Source organism: Microbacterium sp. Gd 4-13 (assembly GCF_003095395.1).
Taxonomy (GTDB): Bacteria; Actinomycetota; Actinomycetes; order Actinomycetales; family Microbacteriaceae; genus Microbacterium.
In genome coordinates, this window is the sequence record NZ_QEIJ01000002.1 from 249,225 (window position 1) to 271,896 (window position 22,672).

The following is a 22,672-nucleotide window of genomic DNA, read 5'->3' on the forward strand; positions in this document are numbered from 1 at the left end:
GGCGGAAAGCGGTCTCGCATCGGGGGTCGTGCTCAGACGCGCTCGGCCCGCCGGCGGCGCAGCACCACGGTCGCGGCGCCCGCCGCGACGAGCAGCGCGGCCGCGAAGGCCGCGACACCGAGCGGGGCGACATCGCCCCCCGTCGCGGCGAGGCCCGCTGAGACCGGGGCTGTCGACGGGGTCGCCGTGGGCAGCGGCACCGTCGGGGCGGTGACGAACGCGATCGGCGCGCTGAGAGAGGAGACCGGATCGAAGCCCTCGAGCGTGCCGGTGACGACCACGAGAAACGCGTAGCCTGCGTCGCCGGGCTGAAGGGTGTAGGTCGCACCGGTGGCCCCCGCGACGGGCTGGCCGACGAATCCGGGGTCGACCGGCTGGCCCGTCATCTCTTCGTACTCGCGAGCGTCGTCAGCCGTGAAGCGGAGCCACTCGTACGTCAGCGAGGTGCCCTCGGCCCAGACGCCGGGGTCGGCGGTGAGGGTCTCACCGACGATCGCGGTTCCCGAGATCGTCGGCATGCCGAACGGGTCGATGGCCACCGAGACGCCGACGCTGGACTCGCAGGGCAGGCAGTCGGCGCCGAAGTCGACGGCTGTGACCGAGACATTCAGCTGCCCCGTCGTGGCGTCGTCGTCGACGGTCGCCGAGAAGGTGACGGATGCTGTCAGCGTGCCCTGTTCGACGGAGGGCACGGCCCAGGTGAGAGTGTCGTCGCTCCGGGTGAGACCCGCCGCGAGCGACTCGGACACGGTCGCAGAGTCGACGAGGCCGGTGAGGTCGATCTCGACCGTGCCGCCCTCCAGGTCGGTGGCACCGACGTTGCCCACCTCGACGGTGTATTCGACCTTGTCGCCGCGCTGGAGCTGCTCCCCGGAGAGCGTGCTCGACGAGATCTCGAGCGTGCGGGTGAGCGGCCAGGCCGGCTTGTCCAGGTCGAAGAGCCAGTCCCGGAAGAACGCCTCGAGGTCGAGGCCGGAGATCTCCTCCGACAGGGCGATGAAATCGGCCGTCGATCCGTCTCCGCCGTTCAGGCGCAGGTACCACTGCGCGAAGATCTCGTCGAACTGGTCGTCGCCGATGGTTAGGCGTAGGGCCTCCAGCGCCATCGCGGAGCGCGAGTACGCCTGGAAGCCGAAGAGCTCGGCGGGGTTGTCGAAGCCGGCGACCGGGGTCGTCCATGCCGCGTCGTCGGCGGCCGTGTCGTTCCACGCGGAGTACCAGACCGCTTCGGTCGCGTCGCTGCCGTAGAGAGCGGCCTCGACCTGCGAGCCGATGTGCTCGGCCGGTCCCTCGTTCAACCAGATGTCGCTCCAGTCGGAGAGCGTCACGGCGTCGCCGAACCACTGGTGCACGAGCTCGTGGATGAGCGTGCCGCGGCTCGCGGAGCGGTCGAAGAAGGAGCGGTCCTGGGTCTCGAGCGCGTAACCGACCCCCACGTTGTCCACGACGATGCCGGTGCTGTTGCCGGGGTAGGGGCCGTAGGCGGTCTCGAGCCACCCGAGCACCGGTCCGATCTCGGCCCGAGACGCGAGCGACGTCGCCTTGCGTGCGTCGGAGAGGTCGGAGTCGATGAAGCTCCACTCGGGGATCGTCCGACCGCTCGGCAGCGTGATCGTCGATTCGTGCACGTCGTACTTGCCGATCGATGCGAGGGAGAGGTACGTCGTCATCTGTTCGTGCTGCTGCCAGACCCACGTCGTCGTGTCGTCCCCGTTGGCCGTGCGCGAGACCAGCTCGCCGTTGCTCACGGCGGCCGCCGGGCCCGTGCCGGTCGACGTCGTGATGGTGGTGGGGATCGTGAAGGAGAAGTCGAACGTCGCTTTGTCGAGCGGGGTGTTGTTGCTCGGGAACCAGGTCATGGCGCCCACCGGCTCGCTCACCGCGGTGGCGCCGTCGGCTGTCGCGACCCAGCCCTCGTAGCTTCCGTCGGGGTCGGTGTGACGGGTCGGCACGCCGGAGTACTCCACGACGGTGGTGAACGTGCCCGTCACCGGCGTCGCCGGGGCGACGATCAGCTTGTGGGTGGTGGACTGCAGGTCGGCGATGCGGCTGAAGGTTGCCGCGACGCCGTCGACGGTCACGGATGCGACGGTGAGCCCCTCGAGGTCGAGGCTGAACGACGACAGCTCGACGCTCGCCGTCGCTGTGATCTCGGTCGTCGCAGCGATCGCCTTCGTCGCGTGGTCGTACGCGAGATCGATGTCGTAGTGCTGCACGTCGTAGCCCGTGTTTCGGACGTTCGGGAAGAGCGAGTCGGCCGTGCCCTGCCCGCCGGCCTCGGCGGCCTGGGCGGGCGCGGTGGCCAGCACGCCGGCTCCGACGAGGCTGAGGGCGACGGCGCCGGCGGCGATGCGGGCGGCGCGGTGGCGGGTGGGATGAGCGGCGGTGCTGATCGGCGACATGGCGCCCCTTCGTGCGACGGTGAGAAGGATGCTGACCGCACGGCGATGCGCGCGATCGTGACGACTGTAGGAGACGCGGGTTTCCGTGACGTTTCCCCCGTCGTCTCCGCGCGTCACGCCCGCGGGCACCGCGCAGCATCCGCCCCGGTCGCGTGCGGAGGCGCGGTCAACGGATGCGGCGCGACGGGGTCACGCGATGCGGGTTCCCGGCGGCATGCGCTTCGCGGGGGTGCGGGTGCGCACTGCGGCGCGCCACAGCAGCAGCGCGGCGAGGGCGATCTGCACCGCGAGTCCGACGAACCAGCTCGGCGTGGTGCCCTCGATGCGGTCCTCGGACGTGATGACGCCGTCGCTGGAGTTCTGCACCGCGCATCCGTCGTACTCCGACCTCACCTCGGGCGACAGCTGGGCCGAGCGGATGAAGACCTTGATCGATCCGAAGAGATCGCGGGGGTAGCCGTCGACGAACTGCGACGGCGTGGCATCGGCCAGCACGATGAACGGGTTCGCCGCCAGCAGCCACCACACGTGGTCGCTGCGCGTGGTGCGGTACTCGCTCGTCGTCCACTCGCCGCACACGTACTGCGGCTCGATGAACCCCGAGCCGCCGGTGCACTGGGGCAGCGGTTCGGTCTGCCCGGGGGCGGCCGTCATGCACTCCGGCGCGACCGTCGGCACGTCCGTCGGGTAGACGGGCTCGAGGTTTCGCGATCGCGACTCGACGGTGGTGTGGCTGGCGGCGGTGGCGAGCCCGAAGGCGATCGGCGTGCCCAGCACGAGGGCGGCGACCGTCAGGTAGGTCACGGCCACCGAGAACAGGGGGCGGGCGAGGATGCCGCTCAGCCCGACGCCGATCGCGGCGACGACGCCGACCTCGACGACGAGCACCAGGAGGGAGACGAGCAGCACGGCGATCGACACCCCGCCCGAGACGGTGGCGAGCACGAGGAACGGAACCGCGACCGCGAGGAACGCCAGACCCGTCACCCAGGCCGCGAGCAGCTTGCCGACGAGGATGTCGCCCGTGGTGGCGAGGGTGACCTGCACGGGGGCGAGGGTCGCCGCATCCCGGTCGCCGTTGATGGCGTTGCCGCTGAGCGTCGGCGAGACCAGCACGACCAGCAGCAGCACGAAGTACACGACGATCGAGAACACGGTCGCGCCGGCGGTGTCGTCGGGCGCCATCCCCGTCGCGCTGAACGACAGGGCCGTGACCGCGACGAGGAGCACGGCGAAGACGCCGAGCAGCACGTACCAGGCGACGCTGCGCACGCGCTGCGTCAGTTCGAGTCGGGCGATGACCCCGATGCGGGCGGCGTTCACGTCGGGCTCCCGTCGCGGAGGTCGAGCAGGGTGTGTTCGAGGGTGCCGGTCGCCGGCGCGAACTCCACGACGGGGAGACCCGCTTCGACGAGCGCGCGCAGCGCCGCCGCTGCGTCGTCGTCGGATCCGACCGGCACCATCACGCCGAGACGCTCAGCCGTGAGGGTCCACGCCTCCAGGCGCAGGGCCGAGGCGATGGGCTCGATGGATGCGGCGGCCGCCGTGTTCGCGAGACGCACGCGCCACGCACGACGGCGGTGGGTGGCGGCGGCGACGCGGTCGGGGGCGACCGTCGCGCCGTCGACGAGGAAGACCGCGTCGTCGACGACCTCTTCGAGCTCGGAGAGCACGTGGCTGGAAACGAGGACAGCGCGCCCCTCATCGGCGAACCGGCGCAGCAGCACGCGCAGCGCGACCCGGGCCTCGGGGTCGAGTCCGGAGGCGGGCTCGTCGAGGAGAAGAGCCTGCGGGTCGTGCACCAGGGCGCGGGCGAGCCCGAGGCGTTGCTTCTGTCCGCGGGAGAGCACTCTCGCGGGCGACTCGGCGAGGGAGGCGAGGTCGACGAGCTGCAGCAGTTGCTCTGCCCGCTCAAGCGCGGCCTCGCGCGTGGCATCGTAGAGACGGCCCGTCACGACGAGCGTCTCGCGGGCGGAGAGCGAGCCCCACGCGCCGAGCGCGTCGGGCATCCAGCCGAGCAGCCGCCGCACCTCGTGGGGTTCGGTGACCGGGTCGAATCCGCCGATGCTGATCTCTCCCGCATCCGGCGCCAGCAGTGACGAGAGCATCAGCATGAGCGTCGTCTTGCCCGACCCGTTGGGGCCGACGAGGCCGGTGACCCGCCCCGCCTCGGCCCGCAGGCTGACGTCCCGCACGGCGGGCACGTCGCCGAACGAGCGACGGACTCCGGTCGCGACGATGGTGGCGCTCATCGTTTCACCCTATCGGGGCGCTTCTGCAGGCCCCGGGCTCGGTGGTGCCGGGTCAGAGCGCGGCGGTCAGAGTGCGGGCGGGGGTGCGTCGGTGACGAGGCGGTAGCCCATGCCCGACTCGGTCAGCAGATGCGCGGGGTGGGCGGGGTCGCGCTCGAGCTTCTTGCGCAGCTGGGACACGTACAGGCGCAGGTAGCCCGAGTCGCTCACCTGCTCGCTCGCCCAGATCTCCTTCAGCAGGGTCTGGCGGGTGACGAGCACGCCGGGGTTGCGGGCGAGGAACTCCAGCATCCGCCACTCCGTCGGCGTCAGGTGCACGGTGGCTCCGGCGCGGGTGACCGAGGTCGCGGCCAGGTCGACGACCACGTCACCGAAACGCACGGTCGGCTCGTCGGTCGTCGCGACCTGGCGCCGCGAGAGCGCACGCAGCCGCGCCAGCAGCTCGTCGATCTGGAACGGCTTCGTGACGTAATCGTCGGCGCCGGCGTCGAGCGCGTCGACCTTGTCGGCCGACCCCGTGCGACCCGAGACGACGAGGATCGGCACGCTCGACCATCCGCGGATCGCCTCGATCACCTGAACCCCGTCGAGCCGGGGCATTCCGAGGTCGAGCAGCACCAGATCGGGATGCGTCTGCGCGGCCGCGGCGATCGCCGCCGCGCCGTCGGCCGCGGCCACGACGTCGTACCCGTGCGCGGCGAGGGTGATGCGCAGCGCCCGCACCAGCTGCGGGTCGTCGTCGGCGATCAGCACCTTCACGGCGCGACCGCCTCGGGTGATGCCACGGGGAGCGCGATCACCATCGTGAGCCCTCCTCCGGGTGTGTCCTCGGGCGCGAGCGTACCGCCCATGCCCTCGGCGAAGCCCTTCGACAGGGCGAGGCCCAGCCCGAGACCGGTGCTGTTGTCGGTGTCGCCGAAGCGCTGGAAGGGGGCGAACATGTCGCTGCGGCGATCGGGCTCGACCCCGGGCCCGTGGTCGACGACGCGGATCTCCGCGGTTCCGGCGAGGCGGCTCGTCGCCACTCGCACGCGCGCGTCGGTGGGCGAGTGCCGCGCGGCGTTCGCCAGCACGTTGACGAGCACCCGCTGCAGCAGCACGGGATCGGCCGAGACCGCGGGCAGGTCGGGATCGAGCGCCAGCTCGACGCTGTCGGGGCCGAGGCCGAGCTCATCGACCGCGGCGAGCACGACGTCGGCGGCATCGACGGGCGCGAGCGATACCGCCAACACCCCCGCCTGCACGCGGCTCACGTCGAGGAGATCGGTGACCAGCGCCGTGAGCGTGTGCAGGCTCTCGTCGGCGGTGGCGAGGAGCTCGGCGCGGTCGGATTCCGACAGCCGCACGTCGGTCGCCCGCAGGCCCCCGACCGCGGCGACCGCGGCGGCGAGAGGGCGTCGGAGATCGTGGCTGACGGCCGAGAGCAGCGCGGTGCGCACGTGGTCGGTTTCGGCGAGCATCCCCGCCTCGCGAGCGGTCTCGGTGAGGTCGGTGTGCTCGATCGCCGCCCCGAGCTGCGCGACGATGACGTCGAGGAGGCGGCGTTCGGCGGCATCGAGGTCTCCGCCGTGCAGCTCGAGGGTCGCGCGACCCGCACCGACCCGGATGGCCACGACCGCGTCACCGCGCAACGGCTCACCGTCGGTCGCGAGCACCTCGCCCGACGCATCGACGAGACGCACGCCGGCCATGCCGAACGCCTCGCGCGTGCGGCTGACGAGGGCGGGCACCGCGCTCTCGCCGCGCAGGATGCTGCCGGCCACGGTCGCGAGCAGTTCGGACTCCGCCAGCGCCCGCCGCGCTGCCCGCGCTCGACGGGCCGCCTGGTCGACGATGTAGCTGACGAGGATCGCGATCACGGCGTACAGGAAGAGCGACAGCGCGTGCGCCGGGTCGTCGATCGTCACGGCGAACAGCGGATCGACGAACAGGAAGTCGAGCGTGAGTCCCGACAGCACGGCCGCGAACAGCGCCGGCCAGATGCCGCCCACGAGCGCGACGATCACCACGAGCAGCTGATAGGCGAGCACGTCGGCCGTGATCGACTCGTCGGAGCTGGTGGCCAGGAGCAGCCACGACAGGAGCGGCCCTCCGGTGACGGCGACGACGAAGCCGAGCACGCGGCGCTTGAGGCTGAGGGCGCCGCCGGTGAGCCGCGGGAGCGCGAAGCGGTCACCGGCGGCGGCGTGCGTGACGATGTGCACGTCGATGTCGCCCGACTCGCGGATCACGGTCGCACCGATCCCCGGCCCGGTGAGGGCGGCGGCGAGCCGACCGCGCCGGCTGACCCCGACGACCAGCTGCGAGGCGTTGACCGATCGCGCGAACTCGACCAGCGTGCGCGCCACGTCGTCGCCGACGACCTGGTGGTACGTGCCCCCGAGCGATTCGACGAGCGCACGCTGCGCCGCGAGGGCCCCGGGCGCGGCCTGCCGGAGGCCGTCCTGGCTGGTGACGTGCACGGCGAGCAGTTCGCCGCCCGCCGAGCGCGCTGCGATCCGGGCGCCGCGCCGCAGCAGCGTCTCGCCCTCGGGGCCGCCGGTCAGGGTCACGACGACCCGCTCTCTCGCCTGCCACGCCCCCTCGATGCCGTGCTCGGCCCGGTACGACTTCAACGCGCTGTCGACCTCGTCGGCGAGCCACAGCAGTGCGAGCTCGCGCAGCGCCGTGAGGTTGCCGAGGCGGAAGTAGTTCGACAGGGCCGCGTCGATCCGCTCCGCCGGGTAGACCTGGCCCGCGGCCAGGCGGTCGCGCAGGGATGCGGGGGAGAGGTCGACGACCTCGATCTGATCGGCGCCGCGGACCACCGCATCCGGCACCGTCTCGCGCTGCTCGACGCCCGTGATCTTCTGCACGACGTCGTTCAGCGATTCGATGTGCTGCACGTTCACGGTCGTGATGACGTCGATCCCCGCCGCGAGCAGGTCGTCGACGTCCTGCCAGCGCTTGTCGTGCCGGGATCCGGGGGCGTTCGTGTGCGCGAGCTCATCGACGAGGGCGAGCGAGGGGCGTCGCTCGAGGACGGCGTCGAGGTCCATCTCGGTCAGCTCGACCCCCCGGTGCACCACCGTGCGCCGGGGCACCTCGGGGAGTCCCTCAGTCTGCGCCGCGGTCGCCGCGCGGCCGTGCGTCTCGACGACGGCGATGACGACGTCGCGCCCGTCGTTCCGCAGGCGCCTGCCCTCCTCGAGCATCTCGTACGTCTTGCCGACGCCGGGTGCGGCCCCGAGCAGCACCCGCAACCGCCCGCGTTTCATGTCGTCACCCTAATCTCTGCCGTTCGCGGGGTGCGCGTGCGCGCAGCATCCGTTCCCCTGTCGCAGATGGCGCAGGAGACCCGCTGTTCGTGACAGGGGAGCGGAGTGGGGCGGCGCAAGACGCACCTCAGCGCGCGTCGAGCGCGAGGTTGAGCTCGAGCACGTTCACGCGCGGCTCGCCGACGAACCCGAGGTCACGGGGGCGGATGCTGCGCTCCACGAGATCGCGCACCTCTGCCGCGTCGAGGCCGCGGGCCCCGGCCACGCGGTCGACCTGCACGAGGGCGTACGCGACGCTGATGTCGGGGTCGAGACCGGAGCCGGAGGCGGTGACCGCGTCGGCCGGGATCTCGCCCGCCGCGACCCCGTCGAGGTCGGCGATCGTCGCCTGGCGCTCGCCGATCGCCGCGATGAGGTCGTCGTTCTCGGGGCCGTAGTTCGACCCGCTCGAGGCCCCGGCGTCGTAGCCGTCGCCCGCGGCGGACGGCCGCGACTGGAAGTATCGCGCGAGCGGGGCGCCGTCGGCGTCGGTGAACGACTGACCGATCAGCGACGAGCCGACGAGGTCGCCGTCGGCGCTCCGGATGAGCGAGCCGTTGGCTTGGGCGGGGAAGGCGAGCTGCCCGATCGCGGTGATCAGCAGCATGTAGCCGACGCCGAGGACGACGGTGAAGACGAGCATCGCGCGGACGGCGACGCCGGTGGTGCGGAGTGTGGTGCGCATGGCTGGACCTTTCAGAAGCCCGGGATGAGGCTCACGACGAGGTCGATGAGCTTGATGCCGATGAAGGGCGCGATCACGCCGCCGAGGCCGTAGATCACGAGGTTGCGGCTGAGTGTCGCCGAGGCGCTCGCCGCGCGGTACCGGACTCCGCGCAGCGCCAGCGGGATCAGCACGATGATGACCAGCGCGTTGAAGATGATCGCGCTCGTCACCGCCGAGGCCGGCGAGCTCAGCTGCATCACGTTGAGCGCGGCCAGGCCGGGGAAGACCCCCATGAACATCGCGGGGATGATCGCGAAGTACTTCGCGATGTCGTTCGCGAGCGAGAACGTGGTGAGCGCGCCGCGCGTGATGAGCAGCTGCTTGCCGATCCGCACGATGTCGATCAGCTTGGTCGGGTCGGAGTCGAGGTCGACCATGTTGCCGGCCTCCTTCGCCGCCGACGTGCCGGTGTTCATCGCGACCCCGACGTCGGCCTGGGCGAGGGCGGGGGCATCGTTCGTGCCGTCTCCGGTCATCGCGACGAGGTTGCCGCCCTCCTGCTCGCGCTGGATGAGGGCGAGCTTGTCTTCGGGCGTGGCCTCGGCGAGGACGTCGTCGACGCCCGCCTCGGCGGCGATCGCCTTCGCGGTGAGCGGGTTGTCGCCGGTGATCATCACCGTGCGGATGCCCATGGCGCGCAGCTCGTCGAAACGTTCGCGCAGCCCGTCCTTGACGACGTCCTTCAGGTGGATCACGCCGAGGATCGAGCCGGTCGCCGAGCCTGTCGACCCTTCGACGAGCTCAGGGACCGGGGAGAGGGTCGCGACGACGAGCGGGGTGCCGCCCGAGGCGGCGATCGCATCGGTCTCGCTCATCAGCTGCGCCCGCAGCGAGGTCGAGGGGGCGGCGGCGGATGCTTCGAGCCACGCGAGCACCGCCGAACCCGCGCCCTTGCGCACCTGGGTGCCGTCGAGGAGGTCGAGACCGCTCATGCGTGTCTGCGCGGTGAAGGGCACGGGCGCGGCCCCGTCGGGGAGGATCGCGACGACGCCCTGCGCCGCGGCCAGCTCGACGACCGAGGTGCCCTCGGGCGTCGGATCGGCGAGCGACGAGAGCGAGGCGGCGCGGGCGAGCTCGTCGGCGGGTACTCCGGGCATGCGCACGAAGTCGGTCGCCCGGCGGTTGCCGTAGGTGATCGTGCCCGTCTTGTCGAGGAGCAGGGTCGTCACGTCGCCCGCGGCCTCGACGGCGCGGCCCGACATGGCGAGCACGTTGCGCTGCACGAGGCGGTCCATGCCGGCGATGCCGATGGCGCTCAGCAGCGCCCCGATCGTGGTGGGGATGAGGCAGACGAGCAGCGCGATGAGCACCGGGATGCTGACGGGAGACGCGGCGTACGAGGCGATGGGGTTCATCGCCAGCACGACGATGACGAACACGATCGACAGGCTCGCCAGCAGGATGTTCAGCGCGATCTCGTTCGGGGTGCGCTGGCGCGAGGCGCCCTCGACCAGGGCGATCATGCGGTCGACGAAGGTCTCGCCGGGTTTCGAGGTGATGCGCACGATGATCCGGTCCGACAGCACGCGGGTGCCGCCGGTCACCGCGCTGCGGTCGCCGCCCGACTCCCGCACGACCGGGGCCGACTCGCCCGTGATCGCCGACTCGTCGACCGTGGCGATCCCCCAGACGATGTCGCCGTCGCCCGGGATGACCTCGCCCGCGGTCACCACGACGACGTCACCGAGGGTGAGGTCGGCCGACGGCACATCCGTGACGGATGCTGCGGTGGCCGCCGCATCCGACGACCCGTCGTATGCGACCACGCGGCGGGCGCTCGTCGTGGTGCGGGTCTGTCGCAGCGCCGAGGCCTGCGCCTTGCCGCGACCCTCGGCCACCGACTCGGCGAGGTTCGCGAACAGGACGGTCAGCCAGAGCCAGACGGCGATGCCCCACGTGAAACCGGCGGGCACGGGGGTGCCGCCGGAGGCCTCCGGTCCGCCGAGCAACGGTTCGGCGATCGCGATGGCGGTGGTCAGGGCCGCGCCCACCCACACGAGGAACATCACGGGGTTGCGCCAGAGGGCGGCCGGGTTGAGCTTGGTCAGCGCCCCGGGGAGCGCCTCCGCGAGCTGCGCGAGGCCGAAGCCGCGCTGAGGGGCGCGGCTCGCCGACCCCTCGGCGGGAGCGGGGGCCGGCGTGCGTCGTTCGACGGGGTCGGGGGCCGGGATGGCGGTGGTGGACATGTCAGGAGAGTCCTTCAGCGAGGGGTCCGAGGGTGAGGACCGGGAAGTAGGTGAGTGCGGTGATGATCACCGCGACGCCCGCGAGGAGCCCCGCGAACTGGGGTCGGTGCGTCGGGAGTGTTCCGGCGGTGGACGGCACCGTGTCCTGCGCGGCGAACGAGCCCGCCAGCGCGAGGACGAGCACGATGGGCACGAGGCGGCCCAGCAGCATCGCGACGCCGAGCGCGGTGTTGAGCCACGGGGTGTTCGCGGTGAGACCGGCGAAGGCCGACCCGTTGTTGTTGGCCGCCGAGGTGAACGCGTAGAGCACCTCGCTCAGTCCGTGGATGCCCGGGTTCCAGATGGACGTCGACTCGACGTCGGCGCGCACCGCGGGGATCGCGAAGCTCAGCGCCGTGCCGACGAGCACGAGGATCGGGGTCACGAGGATGGAGAGGCTCGCGAGCTTGATCTCGCGCGGGCCGATCTTCTTGCCGAGGTACTCGGGAGTGCGCCCGATGAGGAGACCGCCGACGAACACCGCGATGACGGCGATCACCAGCATCCCGTACAGACCCGAGCCGACGCCGCCGGGGGCGATCTCGCCCAGCATCATGTTGATCATCGGCAGCATGCCGCCCAGCGCCGTGTAGCTGTCGAGCATCGAGTTGACCGCGCCGGTGGAGGTGAGCGTCGACGTCGAGTCGAACAGCGTCGAGCCGAAGAGTCCGAACCGCACCTCCTTGCCCTCCATCGCGGCACCGGCGAGCTGGGGAGCGGTGCCCCCGGCGGATGCTTCGGCCCACGTGACGAGCATGAGCGAGGCGACGAAGATGCCCGCCATCACGGCGACGATCGCGTAACCCTGACGGTCGTCTCCGACGATACGGCCGAACGCGCGAGGCATCGCGAACGGGATCACGAGCATGAGGAAGACCTCGAACAGGCTCGTCCAGGGCGCCGGGTTCTCGAACGGGTGGGCGGAGTTGGTGTTGAAGAATCCGCCACCGTTCGTGCCGAGGAGCTTGATCGCCTCCTGGCTCGCGACCGGGCCGCCCGGGATCGACTGCGTGGCCCCGGCGACCGTGGTCACGTCGGTGAAGCCCGCGAGGTTCTGGATCACTCCGCCGGCGAGCAGCACGATCGCCGCGACGATCGAGAAGGGCAGCAGCACCCGGTAGGTGCCGCGCACGAGGTCGACCCAGAAGTTACCGATCGTGCCCGACCGGCGGGAGGCGAAGCCGCGCACCAGAGCGATGGCCACTGAGATGCCGACGGCGGCCGAGACGAAGTTCTGCACGGCGAGGCCGGCGAACTGCACGGTGTAGCCGAGGGTGAGCTCGGGCGAGTACGACTGCCAGTTCGTGTTCGTCACGAACGACACGGCCGTGTTGAAGGCGAGCGGCTCGCTCGGCGCGGGCAGCCCCAGCGACGCGGGAAGGAACGACTGCAGTCGCTGGAGGCCGTAGACGACCATCACCCCGACGAACGAGAACAGCAGTACGCCACGGAGGTAGGCCTGCCAGGTCTGCGCGGAGCGCGGGTCGACGCCGATGAGGCGGTAGGTGCCCCGCTCGAGGGTGAGGTCTTTCGCCGAGGTGTAGACGTGGGCGATGTAGTCGCCGACCGGACGATACGCGAGCGCCAGGAGGAGGGCGAGCGCGCCGGCCTGGAGGACGGCGAACCAGAACTGTTCCGCGGTCACCTCAGAACCTCTCCGGTCGCACGAGGGCGACGACGAGGTAGACCACGGCGCCGATGGCCAGGACGCCGGCGAGCAGAGTGAAGAACGTCATAGCCGCTCGACCCCCCGAGCGATCAGGGCGACGAGTGCGAACAGCACGATCGTCGCGGCGATGTAGACGGCATCGAGCACGGGAGCTCCTCCAGACGGTGCGGCCGCGCTTGTCCGCGCGGGCGACCCGGCGGGATCCCCGGGCCGCGGTTCCGATGCAACCGCGCCGCGGCGCAGCATCCGTCCGTCCTCACGGAATCCATACGCCCCCGGCGCAACCCCTCACGAACCGCCTACGAGACGGGGCGATAATGGCAACCGACAGGCCGAGTCGAAGACTGGGGGAGGCCCTGGTGGACGATGAGCGGTCGACGCCGATCCGCGGCTCCCGTGTGCGCGCGGCGCGGCGCAGGATCGCCACCGCGCTGCGCTCGAACGAGGGGGCGCAGGCCTGGACGGTGCTGCGTGTGGCGGTGGCCATCACGGCCCTCGTCGGCGTCGCCGCTCCCGCGGAGGTGGTGATCCGCGGCGCCATCGAGGGCGACCGCCACGTGCCGACGGTGGCGGCGAACTACTTCGGCTTCTTCACGATGGTGTCGAACTCGGCGGCGGCCGTCGTGCTGCTGTGGGCGGCGGTCTGGTTCTGGACCACCCGGGGCGGGCGCCGTGAGTCGGCACCGCTCGCGATGGTTCTCGCCGTGGCGACGGCGTGCATCTTCGTCACCGGGGTCGTCTACAACGTGAACGTGCCCGGTATGCCCATGGCGCGCAACGCGATCCTGCCGTGGGCGAGCGTCATCCTGCACGGGATCGTGCCGGCGTTCTTCGTGTTCGACCTGTTCCTCGGCCCGAACCGGCGGGCGCTGCCGTGGTCGCGCGTCGCGTGGATTCTGGCCTTCCCCGCCGCGTGGGTCGTCTACACGCTGGCGCGCGCGAATCTGGTGACCAACACCCTGACCGGCGTGCCGTACTGGTATCCCTACCCGTTCCTCAACCCGTATCAGCCCGGCGGCTACGTCACCGTCGCGGGCTTCGTGGCGCTCATCGGGCTCGTCGTGCTGCTCGCGGCCGTCGTCGTCGTCGCCGTCGGACGCTGGCGCGATCGCGACGCTACTCGGCGGGCGGCGGCGTCTCGTCGGAGCCGCGCGACAGGTGGTGGGGGCGCTGCCCTACCTCCGGCACCGGCTGGCCCCCGCGCTGCTGACCCGGGAGCGGGCGGGATCGCCGACCGTAGATGATCTCCGACGAGTCGAGCAGCCACGGCACAAGGGTGATGGAGACACCGTGCAGCAGCATGAGCTGGTTCGCCAGGCGACGAGCCCTCCGGTTGTGCAGGAACGTCTCCCACCAGTGCCCCACGATGTACTGCGGCAGGTAGACCGTTACCACCGACGAGCCGTGCTTCTCGCGGTACTTCTCGATGAAGCCGGCGACCGGCGACGTGTAGGCCCGGTAGGGCGAGTCGATGATGACGAGCGGCACCGGCACCTCGTGCTCGGCCCAGTCCTTCTGCAGCCGGGTGGCATCGGCCTCGTTCACGGCGACGTGCACCGCGAGCGTCTTGTCGTGATTGGCGGCGAGGGCGTAGTCGATCGCCTTCACGATGGGCTTCTGCAGGCGGTTCACGAGCACGATCGCGACATCGCCCTCGGAGCCGAAGTGCACCGTGTCGTCCATCTCGATCTCGTGCTCGACGTCGCGGTAATAGCGGTTCACGCCCACCATCAGCACGGCGATGATCGGGATGGCGAGGAAGACCAGCCACGCACCGTGGGTGAACTTCGTGATCGTGACGATGATGAGCACGGCCACCGTCATGCCGGCGCCGATGGCGTTGATGACGAGGCCGCTGATCGCCGAGCGGCGTTCGTACTGCGCCGAGCCCTGCTGCGCCGCGTCGGGGGTGAGATCCTTCAGGCCCCGCAGCGCCCGACGCCAGTGACGCACCATGCCGATCTGGCCCAGGGAGAACGACACGAAGACGCCGATGATGTAGAGCTGGATGAGGTCGGTCTGGTCGGCCTGATAGACGATCAGCACGATGATCGCGACGATGCCGAGAACGATCATGCCGTTGGAGTAGACCAGCCGGTCGCCGCGGGTGTTGAGCGACTTCGGCGCGTAGCCGTCGCGCGCGAGGGTCGACCCCAGCAGTGGGAAGCCGTTGAAGGCGGTGTTGGCCGCCAACAGCAGCACACAGGCGGTCGCCGCCTGGATGACGAAGAACGGGATGCTGCCCATGCCGAAGGTCGCCGCGGCCACCTGCGCCATGAGGCTCGGCTGCGGCTGCGTGCAGTCGAATCCGACGAGGTTGCAAGGGTTCTCGGCGTAGCGCACGCCCGAGACGAGCGCGACGATCGTGAGTCCCACGAACAGCACGATGGCGATGATGCCCATGAGGCTCAGCGTCGTCTGGGCGTTGCGGATCTTCGGCTTTCGGAACGCCGGCACGCCGTTGGAGACGGCCTCGACGCCGGTGAGGGCGGAGCATCCGCTCGAGAAGGCGCGCAGCACGAGCAGGATCATCGCTGCTTGCGTCAACGACTCCGCCTGCACCGCGTAGTCGTGGCTCGACGCGACCGGCGGATCGCCGGCGACCGTGCGGGCCAGGCCCACCACGATCATCAGCGCCACAGACCCGATGAAGAGGTAGGTGGGGATCGCGAAGACCGCGGATGCTTCGCGCACCCCGCGCAGGTTCACGATGACGATCAGCACCACGAACCCGACGGCGAACTCGATGCGGAACGGGTTCAGCTCGGGGATCGCCGAGATGATGTTGTCGACGCCGGAGGCGACGGACACCGCGACGGTCAGGATGTAATCGACCAGCAGGGCCGCCCCGACGATGACGCCGGGTATCTCGCCCAGGTTGGTGCGCGCGACCTCGTAGTCGCCGCCGCCCGAGGGGTAGGCCTTGATCAGCTGCCGGTAGCTCGTGACTACGACCACGAGCACGAGCACGACGGCACCCGCGACCCAGGGGCTGAAGGTCAACAGTGCCGTGCCGCCGATGAGCAGGATCATGAGCAGTTCCTGCGGCGCATACGCCACCGACGACAGGGCGTCGGAGGCGAAGATCGGCAGCGCCATCTTCTTCGGCAGCAGCTGGTCGTCGAGCTTCTCCGACGTCAGCGGATCACCGATCAGCAGGCGTTTCGCCATGGGGGTTTGCGCGACCGGCACGTGCTCGCCGGAGTCGCGACCTTCATCCGTCACGACGCGCGACACTACGCCCGTATCTCACCCCTGCGCAACGCGGCGCGCACGGCGCGGTGTGCGGCGGCGGAGGGCGACTGGCAAGCTGTGGTCGTGAACGGGGATCCGACGCGGCCATTGGAGCCGGACGACGCCCGCATCCTGGCGCTCGAATCCGACGCGGTGCTCGGCCACACCCTGAAACTGCTGGTGCTCGAACCGGGTGCTCAGCTCGACGTCGACGCGGTGGGTCGGCGCATCCTCGCCGGCCTCGACAGCTTTCCCCGAGCGCTCGATCGCGTCGTGGCCGGGCCGGCGGGTCCGGTGTGGCAGAGGGTCGAACGCATCGACCTCGACCACCACGTGCGGCGCCGCACGGCGGGGACGCCCCACGACCTCCGGCGCGTGGTGGGGGAGCTCATGTCGCAGCACCTCGATCGTTCGCGACCCCTGTGGACGGTCGACCTGATCGGCCCGCTCGACGACGGCAGACACGCCCTCGCGGTGCGGCTGCACCACGCGATGGTCGACGGGATGGGCGGTGTGCGGTTCCTCGATGCGGTGCTCTTCGATCCCCACGACGCGCCGCTGCATCCGGTCGGGGTGCGAGCGGCGGCACCTCCGATCCCCCGCTGGCTCGAATGGGAGCGCATGCCCGGAGCGCTCGCGCGCGAGCTCGGCCGCCCGGGGGCGCGCTCGCCGTTCGACCGGCCGATCACCCGCGAGAGGGCGCTCGCCTTCGCCGACCTGCCGCTCGACGTGCTCCGGGGCGTCGGCGCAGCTCGTCCGGAGCACGCGACCGTCAACGACGTGCTGCTCGCCGTCGTCGCCGGGGGGCTGCGCCGGTGGATCGGCGGGCTTCCGCAGGCCCGCGGGCACGCCCTTCCGCGCCTGCGCGCGCAGATCCCGGTGAGTCTGCGCGTCGAGGGGGAAGACGAAGCGGCGGGCAATCGCGATTCGTTCCTGAACGTCGACCTGCTTCTTCACGAAGGCGATGATCTGCGACGCCTCGACGGCATCAGCGCCCAGACTCGCGTGCGCAAGCTCGACCACGACGCGGCATTGATGGACGATCTCTTCCGCGCGCTCGGTCGGGCGGGGAGTCTCGCACGGGCCGTCGCCGACAACCCGCGGGAGTTCGGTGTCGCGATCTCGAACGTGCCGGGGCCCCGTACCACCGTCGTGGTGGCGGGACGGCGGGTGGAGCGGCTCTACACGTCGTCGGAGCCCGCGGCCCACCACGCCCTGCGCATCTCGGCCATCTCGAGCGCCGACCGGATGGGCATCGGCTTCTGCGTCGACCCGACCGCCGTCGCCGACGTCACGGGCCTCGCCGACGCGACGCACGACGCCTTCGACGCGCTCGCCGCCTCCTGACGGGGTCTTTCCCCGGCGCCCGGTTCAGAATCCAGGAAGGACGGCCGCCGCCGACACCCCGGGGCCGTACCGACGTCGATCCGTCCTGGATTCTGAACAGTCAGGACGGTGAATACACTCGCAGGGTGGATGATCAGGTGCGCAACGGCATCCTCGCGATCGTCGCAGGGGGTCTCGTCGGGGTCCTTCTGTTCGTTCCCTTCGTCGCCCTCAGCTATCGGCGGCGCGGCCGGCTCACCGCCGGCAGGGCCGTCCTCTGGGCGCTGGCGCTGGTGTACTTCTGGGCGATCTGGACCTACACGCTCCTCCCGCTCCCCGACCCCGACACGATGCGCTGCGCCGGGGTGAACCTCGACATCTGGGCCTTCGTCGACGACATCCGAGGCGCTGCGCGCCGACCCGGCCCGTTCGTGACCGACCCGGCCATCCTCCAACTCGTGCTGAACGTGCTGCTGTTCGTGCCGCTCGGGTTCTTCCTGCGCGTGCTCGGCGGCCGCGGCATCCTCGTCGCCCTGCTCGTCGGCCTCGCCACGTCGGCGTTCGTGGAGACCACCCAGGTGACCGGCGTCTGGGGCATCTACCCGTGCGCGTACCGGGTGTTCGACGTCGACGATATGCTCACCAATACCCTCGGCGCCGTGGCCGGTTCGCTCTTCGCGCTCGCTGTCCCGTCGCGCTTGCGCGGGGCCGAGCGCGCCCCCGACGCCGACGTTCCGCGCCCCGTGACCCGTCGGCGTCGGGCGCTCGGGATGCTGTGCGACGCGGTCGGCCTGGGGCTGGTGATGTCGATCGTCGGCGTGGTCGGGCAGCTGTGGCTGCAGTTCGTCGTGGGCGATCAGGAGGCCGTTGCCGACGGCACCGTCTCGTCGGTGGCCGGTGTGGTCGTCGGCACCGGTTTCTGGCTCGCGGTGATCCTGGGAACGGGACGCTCGGTCGGTGATCTCGCCGTGCGTCTGCGGTTCGCGGGAGGGGTGCTGCCGATGTGGCTCGCCCGGCCGGTGCGGTGGCTCACCGGGGTCAGCGGATACACGCTGCTCGACGCCCTGCCCGACCCCTGGAGTCTTCTGGCGCTGTTGTTCGTCATCGTGACCGCGGTGATGCTGTTCGCTTTCCGCGACGGTCGGGGGCTCCCCGGCGTCTTCGGCGCCCGCGTCGTCGACGACCGCGAGGCGCCGGTGCTCGTGGAGTAGGCCTCGCGAGCGCACGGCTTCCCCCCGACCACACGGCCCGGGTACGCGAACAACTCGTGCGCTGGGTCGCAACCCGTGCGCTCAGGCGACGGATGCTCAGGAGGCGACGGGATGCTGCGCGGCGGGCGCGCGGACGTTGACTTCGGCCCAGACCTCGTCGAGCGAGAGGTTCAGCACCCCGGCGATCGCGGCGATCGTGGGGAAGGCGGGGGTCGCGATGCGGCCCGACTCGATCTTGCGAAGGGTCTCGGGCGAGACGCCGGCGTCGAGGGCGACGTCGAGCATCGGGCGTCCGGCGCGGGCGTGCCGCAGCAGCGTGCCGAGGCGCCGCCCGCGTTCGATCTCCTCGGGGCTGAGGGGAAGTCTGACCATGGCCTCGAGTGTAGACGGGATGATATGGCCGGTATAGTTATTGGGTGATTGAGATCCTGAACCCCGACCAGATCAGCCGCGCGCGGGTGACCGGCGCCCTCGTCGCCGACATCCTCCACACCATCAAGGGCCGCGCGACCGTCGGCACGAATTTGCTCGAGATCGACCGGTGGGCGCAGGAGATGATCGTCGAGGCCGGCGCGACGTCGTGCTACGTCGATTACGCGCCGTCGTTCGGGCGCGGGCCGTTCGGTCACTACATCTGCACCGCCGTCAACGACGCCGTGCTGCACGGTCTGCCCCACGACTACGCGCTCGCCGACGGCGATCTGCTCACGCTCGACCTCGCCGTGGTGAAGGGCGGCATCGCCGCCGACTCCGCCATCAGCTTCATCGTCGGCGAGGCGCGGTCGGCCGACGACCTCGCGCTGATCGACGCGACCGAGCGCGCGCTGGCCGCCGGCATCGCCGCCGCCCGTCCGGGTGCCAAGGTCGGCGACATCTCGCGCGCGATCGGCACGGTGCTCAAAGACGCGGGGTACCCCGTGAACGTCGAGTTCGGAGGGCACGGCATCGGTTCGACGATGCACCAGGAGCCCCACGTCGCCAACACCGGTCGTCCCGGCCGCGGCTACACGTTGCGCCCGGGCCTCCTCCTCGCGCTCGAGCCCTGGGTCATGGCCGACACCGCCGAGCTGGTGACCGACCCCGACGGCTGGACCCTCCGCAGCGCGACGGGCGCGCGCACCGCGCACACCGAGCACACCGTCGCGATCACCGATGCGGGCGCCGAGATCCTGACCCTGCCTTCGCGCTAGTCCCTTCGCCGAGACCGCACGGCCTCGCCGAACCCGCACGCTCCCACGCGCGATCGCGTGCAGGTTCGACGACAGCGCCTCAGGCGAGGAACTCCCGAGCCGCGACCACGAGGTTCTCGACACCGCGGTCGAGGGTCGGCTGCAGCACGGGGGCGAAATACGGCGAGTGGTTCGTCGGAATGTCACGGTCGATCGTGCCGCCGGCGACAGCATCCGCGAACTTCTGGGGGTCGACGCCGCCCCAGAACCAGAACACCAGCGGCACCCCGGCCTCGCGGGCGAACCACGACACGTCCTCGCTGCCGGTGAACATGCCGGGGTCGACGACGCTGTCGTCGCCGAACGCGCGCTGGAAGGCGCCCGTCAGCCGTGCGGTCGCCGCCTCGTCGTTGATCGTGGGCGGCAGCGTGTGGTCGGTCGTGATCGTGGGGGTCTGATCGGCGCCGGATGCTGCGGCCTCGGCCCGGATGACGCGCTCGACCTTCTCGAGCACCTTGGCGCGGGCTTCGTCGTTCGGGTAGCGCAGGCTCAGTTCGAGCTTCGCCTCGGCGGGGATGATGTTGTTCTTCAAGCCCGCGTGGATCGAACCGACCGTCACGACGGCGACGTCGCGCGGGTCGATCTCGCGCGAGACGATGGTCTGCAGGCGCATGACGGTGGCGGCGGCCATGACGATCGGGTCGATCGTGGAGTGCGGGCGCGAGCCGTGTCCGCCACGGCCGTGCAGCACGACGGTGAGTCCGTCGGAGGCCGCCATCTGCGTGCCGGGGCGCACCCCGATGACGCCCGCCGGCAACGGGGTCACGTGCTGGCCGAGCACGATGTCGGGGCGCGGGTATCGCTCGAGCACGCCGTCGGCGATCATCGCCTTCGAGCCCGCGCCGTACTCCTCGGCGGGTTGGAAGACCGCGACGACGGTGCCCGACCACTCGCCCTTCGTGCTCAGGAGGCGCTCGAGAGCTCCCACGAGCGAGGAGACGTGCATGTCGTGGCCGCACGCGTGCATCACGGGAACCTCGAGCCCGGCGGGATCGGTGCCCTTCGCGGTGCTGGCGTAGTCGAGGCCGGTCTGCTCCTGCACGGGGAGGCCGTCCATGTCGGCGCGCAGCCACACGACCGGCCCGTCGCCGTTCACGATCGACGTGACGAGTCCGGTGCGGCCGACCCCCTCCTCGACCTCGAGTCCGAGCTCGGTGAGGTGGCGCACGATCACCCCGGCGGTGCGGGTCTCCTGGAACGACAGCTCCGGGTGCTTGTGCAGGTCGACGTACAGGGCTTCGAGGTCGATCGTCATGACCCGAGCCTACGGGGGCGTGCGGCGCGGCCGTCGAGAGGCTGTTGTCTCGCCGAGGCAACACGCTTCCTGCGCGAGGATCGTGCCTTCTCGGCGAGACGATGGCGACTCGACGAGCAGGGCGGATGCTGCGCGGTGGAGCGGAATCCGCTCAGGCCAGCCAGACCGTCGTGTCGGGCGGGAGCTGGCGGCCCTCGAGCGGCTCGCTCGCGACGACGACGGTTCCCTCGGGCAGCTCGATCGGCGTGGCGCCGATGTTGGTGACCACGTGCAGGTCGCCGTTGCGGAACGACAGGACGCCGGATCCTGCGCCGTCGACCCAGCTGAGGGTGCCCGCACCGAGGCCGCGGGCGCGACGCTCGGACAGCATCGTCTCGTAGAGGGAGAGGGTCGAGGTCGGCTCGCCCTGCTGCGCGTCGCGGGCGAGGGCCGCCCACTCGGCGGGCTGGGGGAGCCACGAGGCGCCGGTGTCGTTGAAGCCGAAGGCGGGGCCCTCGCTGGTCCAGGGGAGAGGGACGCGGCATCCGTCGCGCCCGTACTTCTCGCCGTCGGTGCGGAACCAGGTGGGGTCTTGGCGGGCTTCGTCGGGCAGGTCGATCGCTTCGGGCAGTCCGAGCTCCTCGCCCTGGTAGATGTAGGCCGAACCCGGGAGTGCCAGCATCAGCGCCGACGCGGCGCGGGCGCGGCGCAGCCCCAGCACGGGATCGGGCTTGCCGACGGTGTCGGGGCCGATGCCCGCGCCCTGCGGGATGTCGGCGGGCAGGCCCAGGCGCGACGCGTGACGCACGACGTCGTGGTTCGACAGCACCCACGTGCTCGGCGCGCCCACGGCGCCGTACGCGCGCAGCGACTCATCAATGACGGAGCGGAGGTCGGCCGCATCCCAGTGGGTCTCGAGGAAGACGAAGTTGAACGCCTGGTGCATCTCGTCGGGGCGCACCCACAGCGCGGTCTTCTCGATGGTCGGGAGCCACGCCTCGGCGCACAGGGCTCGGTCGCCGTCGTACTGCGCCAACACCTCGTGCCAGTCGCGGTAGATCTCGTGCACGCCGGGCTGACCCCAGTACGGCACGTTCGCTTCGTCGCCGCCCATCGAGCCGCCCTCGGGGGAGGGCGTGTAGTCGGGCAGGCCCGCCTCCTTGACGAGGCCGTGCGCGACGTCGACGCGGAACCCGTCGACGCCCCGGTCGAGCCAGAAGCGCAGCACGCCGCGGAACTCCTCGCGCACCTCGTCGTTCGACCAGTCGAAATCGGGCTGCGAGGTGTCGAACAGGTGCAGGTACCACTGGCCGGGGGCGCCGCCCGCTTCGGTGACGCGGGTCCACGCGGGGCCTCCGAAGACGGAGTCCCAGTTGTTCGGAGGAAGCTCGCCGTGCTCGCCGCGGCCGTCGCGGAACATGTAGCGAGCGCGCTCGGGGCTGCCGGGGGCGGCGGCCAGTGCCTCCTGGAACCAGGCGTGCTGGTCGCTGGAGTGGTTGGGAACGAGGTCGACGATGATGCGGATGCTGCGGGCGTGCGCCTCGGCCAGCATCCGGTCGAAGTCGTCGAGCGTGCCGAAGAGCGGGTCGACGTCGCAGTAGTCGGCGACGTCGTAGCCGGCGTCCTTCTGCGGAGACCGCTGGAAGGGGCTCAGCCAGATCGCGTCGACGCCGAGCTTCTCGAGGTCGTCGAGGTGCCTGGTGACCCCGGGGAGGTCACCGATGCCGTCGCCGGAGCTGTCGGAGAACGAGCGGGGGTAGATCTGGTAGATGACGGCGGTGCGCCACCACTCGGATCCGGTCTCGGCCGGTCGGTCGTCGGGCGTCGGCACGGTCTCAACGGTCGTCATGCACCCAGGCTACCGAAT

The 22,672-nt window shown here is 71.1% G+C and carries 16 protein-coding genes and 1 pseudogene; 4 read left to right on the top strand and 13 right to left on the bottom strand.

Annotated features, from left to right (window positions below; genetic code table 11):
* Positions 1 to 32: 32 nt before the first annotated feature.
* From DEA06_RS16520 to kdpF, 9 genes are all read right to left on the bottom strand, one after another.
* Positions 33 to 2,402, bottom strand: a complete 2,370-nt coding sequence (locus tag DEA06_RS16520) for a M1 family metallopeptidase (RefSeq protein ID WP_165817940.1) — start codon at positions 2,400 to 2,402, stop codon at positions 33 to 35.
* Between the two features lie 189 nt (positions 2,403 to 2,591).
* Complete coding sequence (locus DEA06_RS05960; protein WP_116647050.1) at positions 2,592 to 3,725, bottom strand: ABC transporter permease subunit; 1,134 nt, start codon at positions 3,723 to 3,725, stop codon at positions 2,592 to 2,594.
* Positions 3,722 to 4,654, bottom strand: coding sequence for an ABC transporter ATP-binding protein (locus tag DEA06_RS05965; RefSeq protein ID WP_116647051.1), 933 nt, complete (start codon positions 4,652 to 4,654; stop codon positions 3,722 to 3,724). Before DEA06_RS05965 ends, DEA06_RS05960 begins: the two co-directional genes overlap by 4 nt.
* A gap of 66 nt (positions 4,655 to 4,720) precedes the next feature.
* Complete coding sequence (locus tag DEA06_RS05970; protein WP_116647052.1) at positions 4,721 to 5,413, bottom strand: response regulator; 693 nt, start codon at positions 5,411 to 5,413, stop codon at positions 4,721 to 4,723.
* Positions 5,410 to 7,911: a DUF4118 domain-containing protein gene (locus DEA06_RS05975; protein ID WP_116647053.1), complete on the bottom strand. Its 2,502-nt coding sequence runs from the start codon at positions 7,909 to 7,911 to the stop codon at positions 5,410 to 5,412. Before DEA06_RS05975 ends, DEA06_RS05970 begins: the two co-directional genes overlap by 4 nt.
* A gap of 127 nt (positions 7,912 to 8,038) precedes the next feature.
* Entirely contained in the window at positions 8,039 to 8,635 is a 597-nt protein-coding gene (gene kdpC / locus DEA06_RS05980; RefSeq protein WP_116647054.1) for a potassium-transporting ATPase subunit KdpC, read from the bottom strand.
* 11 nt (positions 8,636 to 8,646) lie between these two features.
* Entirely contained in the window at positions 8,647 to 10,863 is a 2,217-nt protein-coding gene (gene kdpB, locus DEA06_RS05985; protein WP_116647055.1) for a potassium-transporting ATPase subunit KdpB, read from the bottom strand.
* A gap of 1 nt (position 10,864) precedes the next feature.
* A complete protein-coding gene (kdpA, locus tag DEA06_RS05990) occupies positions 10,865 to 12,547 on the bottom strand; it encodes a potassium-transporting ATPase subunit KdpA (RefSeq protein WP_116647056.1) in 1,683 nt (560 codons plus the stop codon).
* A gap of 1 nt (position 12,548) precedes the next feature.
* A complete protein-coding gene (gene kdpF / locus DEA06_RS05995; RefSeq protein ID WP_116647057.1) occupies positions 12,549 to 12,638 on the bottom strand; it encodes a K(+)-transporting ATPase subunit F in 90 nt (29 codons plus the stop codon).
* A 250-nt stretch (positions 12,639 to 12,888) separates the two neighbouring features.
* On the opposite strand from kdpF, the pseudogene DEA06_RS16895 reads away from it, so the two are divergent.
* Positions 12,889 to 13,647, top strand: a pseudogene (locus DEA06_RS16895) (Pr6Pr family membrane protein); the annotation flags it as partial.
* A gap of 40 nt (positions 13,648 to 13,687) precedes the next feature.
* Here DEA06_RS16895 and DEA06_RS06005 read toward each other — a convergent pair.
* The gene (locus DEA06_RS06005; RefSeq protein WP_116647059.1) at positions 13,688 to 15,742 is read right to left on the bottom strand and encodes an APC family permease; all 2,055 of its coding nucleotides are present in this window, start codon (positions 15,740 to 15,742) and stop codon (positions 13,688 to 13,690) included.
* 147 nt (positions 15,743 to 15,889) lie between these two features.
* On the opposite strand from DEA06_RS06005, the gene DEA06_RS06010 reads away from it, so the two are divergent.
* Both DEA06_RS06010 and DEA06_RS06015 read left to right on the top strand, forming a co-directional pair.
* Positions 15,890 to 17,152: a wax ester/triacylglycerol synthase domain-containing protein gene (locus DEA06_RS06010; protein ID WP_205781223.1), complete on the top strand. Its 1,263-nt coding sequence runs from the start codon at positions 15,890 to 15,892 to the stop codon at positions 17,150 to 17,152.
* Positions 17,153 to 17,277: 125 nt separating this feature from the next.
* Positions 17,278 to 18,342 (top strand): VanZ family protein, encoded by a 1,065-nt coding sequence (locus tag DEA06_RS06015; RefSeq protein ID WP_240606839.1) that lies wholly within the window; start codon positions 17,278 to 17,280, stop codon positions 18,340 to 18,342.
* A gap of 96 nt (positions 18,343 to 18,438) precedes the next feature.
* On the opposite strand, the gene DEA06_RS06020 is transcribed toward DEA06_RS06015, so the two are convergent.
* Positions 18,439 to 18,714: a helix-turn-helix transcriptional regulator gene (locus DEA06_RS06020; protein ID WP_116647061.1), complete on the bottom strand. Its 276-nt coding sequence runs from the start codon at positions 18,712 to 18,714 to the stop codon at positions 18,439 to 18,441.
* A gap of 44 nt (positions 18,715 to 18,758) precedes the next feature.
* Between DEA06_RS06020 and map the strand changes: the two genes are divergently transcribed.
* Positions 18,759 to 19,532, top strand: a complete 774-nt coding sequence (gene map / locus DEA06_RS06025; protein WP_116647062.1) for a type I methionyl aminopeptidase — start codon at positions 18,759 to 18,761, stop codon at positions 19,530 to 19,532.
* Between the two features lie 79 nt (positions 19,533 to 19,611).
* On the opposite strand, the gene DEA06_RS06030 is transcribed toward map, so the two are convergent.
* Positions 19,612 to 20,826, bottom strand: coding sequence for an amidohydrolase (locus DEA06_RS06030; RefSeq protein WP_116647063.1), 1,215 nt, complete (start codon positions 20,824 to 20,826; stop codon positions 19,612 to 19,614).
* Between the two features lie 151 nt (positions 20,827 to 20,977).
* Positions 20,978 to 22,654, bottom strand: a complete 1,677-nt coding sequence (locus DEA06_RS06035; protein ID WP_116647064.1) for a glycoside hydrolase family 13 protein — start codon at positions 22,652 to 22,654, stop codon at positions 20,978 to 20,980.
* Positions 22,655 to 22,672 lie beyond the last annotated feature (18 nt).

Coding starts and splice junctions, on each gene's coding strand:
- DEA06_RS06005 (WP_116647059.1), bottom strand. CDS start 15,742: ATGGCGAAACGCCTGCTGATCGGTGATCCGCTGACGTCGGAGAAGCTC.
- DEA06_RS05965 (WP_116647051.1), bottom strand. CDS start 4,654: ATGAGCGCCACCATCGTCGCGACCGGAGTCCGTCGCTCGTTCGGCGAC.
- DEA06_RS06020 (WP_116647061.1), bottom strand. CDS start 18,714: ATGGTCAGACTTCCCCTCAGCCCCGAGGAGATCGAACGCGGGCGGCGC.
- kdpB (WP_116647055.1), bottom strand. CDS start 10,863: ATGTCCACCACCGCCATCCCGGCCCCCGACCCCGTCGAACGACGCACG.
- DEA06_RS16520 (WP_165817940.1), bottom strand. CDS start 2,402: ATGTCGCCGATCAGCACCGCCGCTCATCCCACCCGCCACCGCGCCGCC.
- kdpC (WP_116647054.1), bottom strand. CDS start 8,635: ATGCGCACCACACTCCGCACCACCGGCGTCGCCGTCCGCGCGATGCTC.
- DEA06_RS06030 (WP_116647063.1), bottom strand. CDS start 20,826: ATGACGATCGACCTCGAAGCCCTGTACGTCGACCTGCACAAGCACCCG.
- DEA06_RS06035 (WP_116647064.1), bottom strand. CDS start 22,654: ATGACGACCGTTGAGACCGTGCCGACGCCCGACGACCGACCGGCCGAG.
- DEA06_RS05975 (WP_116647053.1), bottom strand. CDS start 7,911: ATGAAACGCGGGCGGTTGCGGGTGCTGCTCGGGGCCGCACCCGGCGTC.
- kdpF (WP_116647057.1), bottom strand. CDS start 12,638: ATGACGTTCTTCACTCTGCTCGCCGGCGTCCTGGCCATCGGCGCCGTG.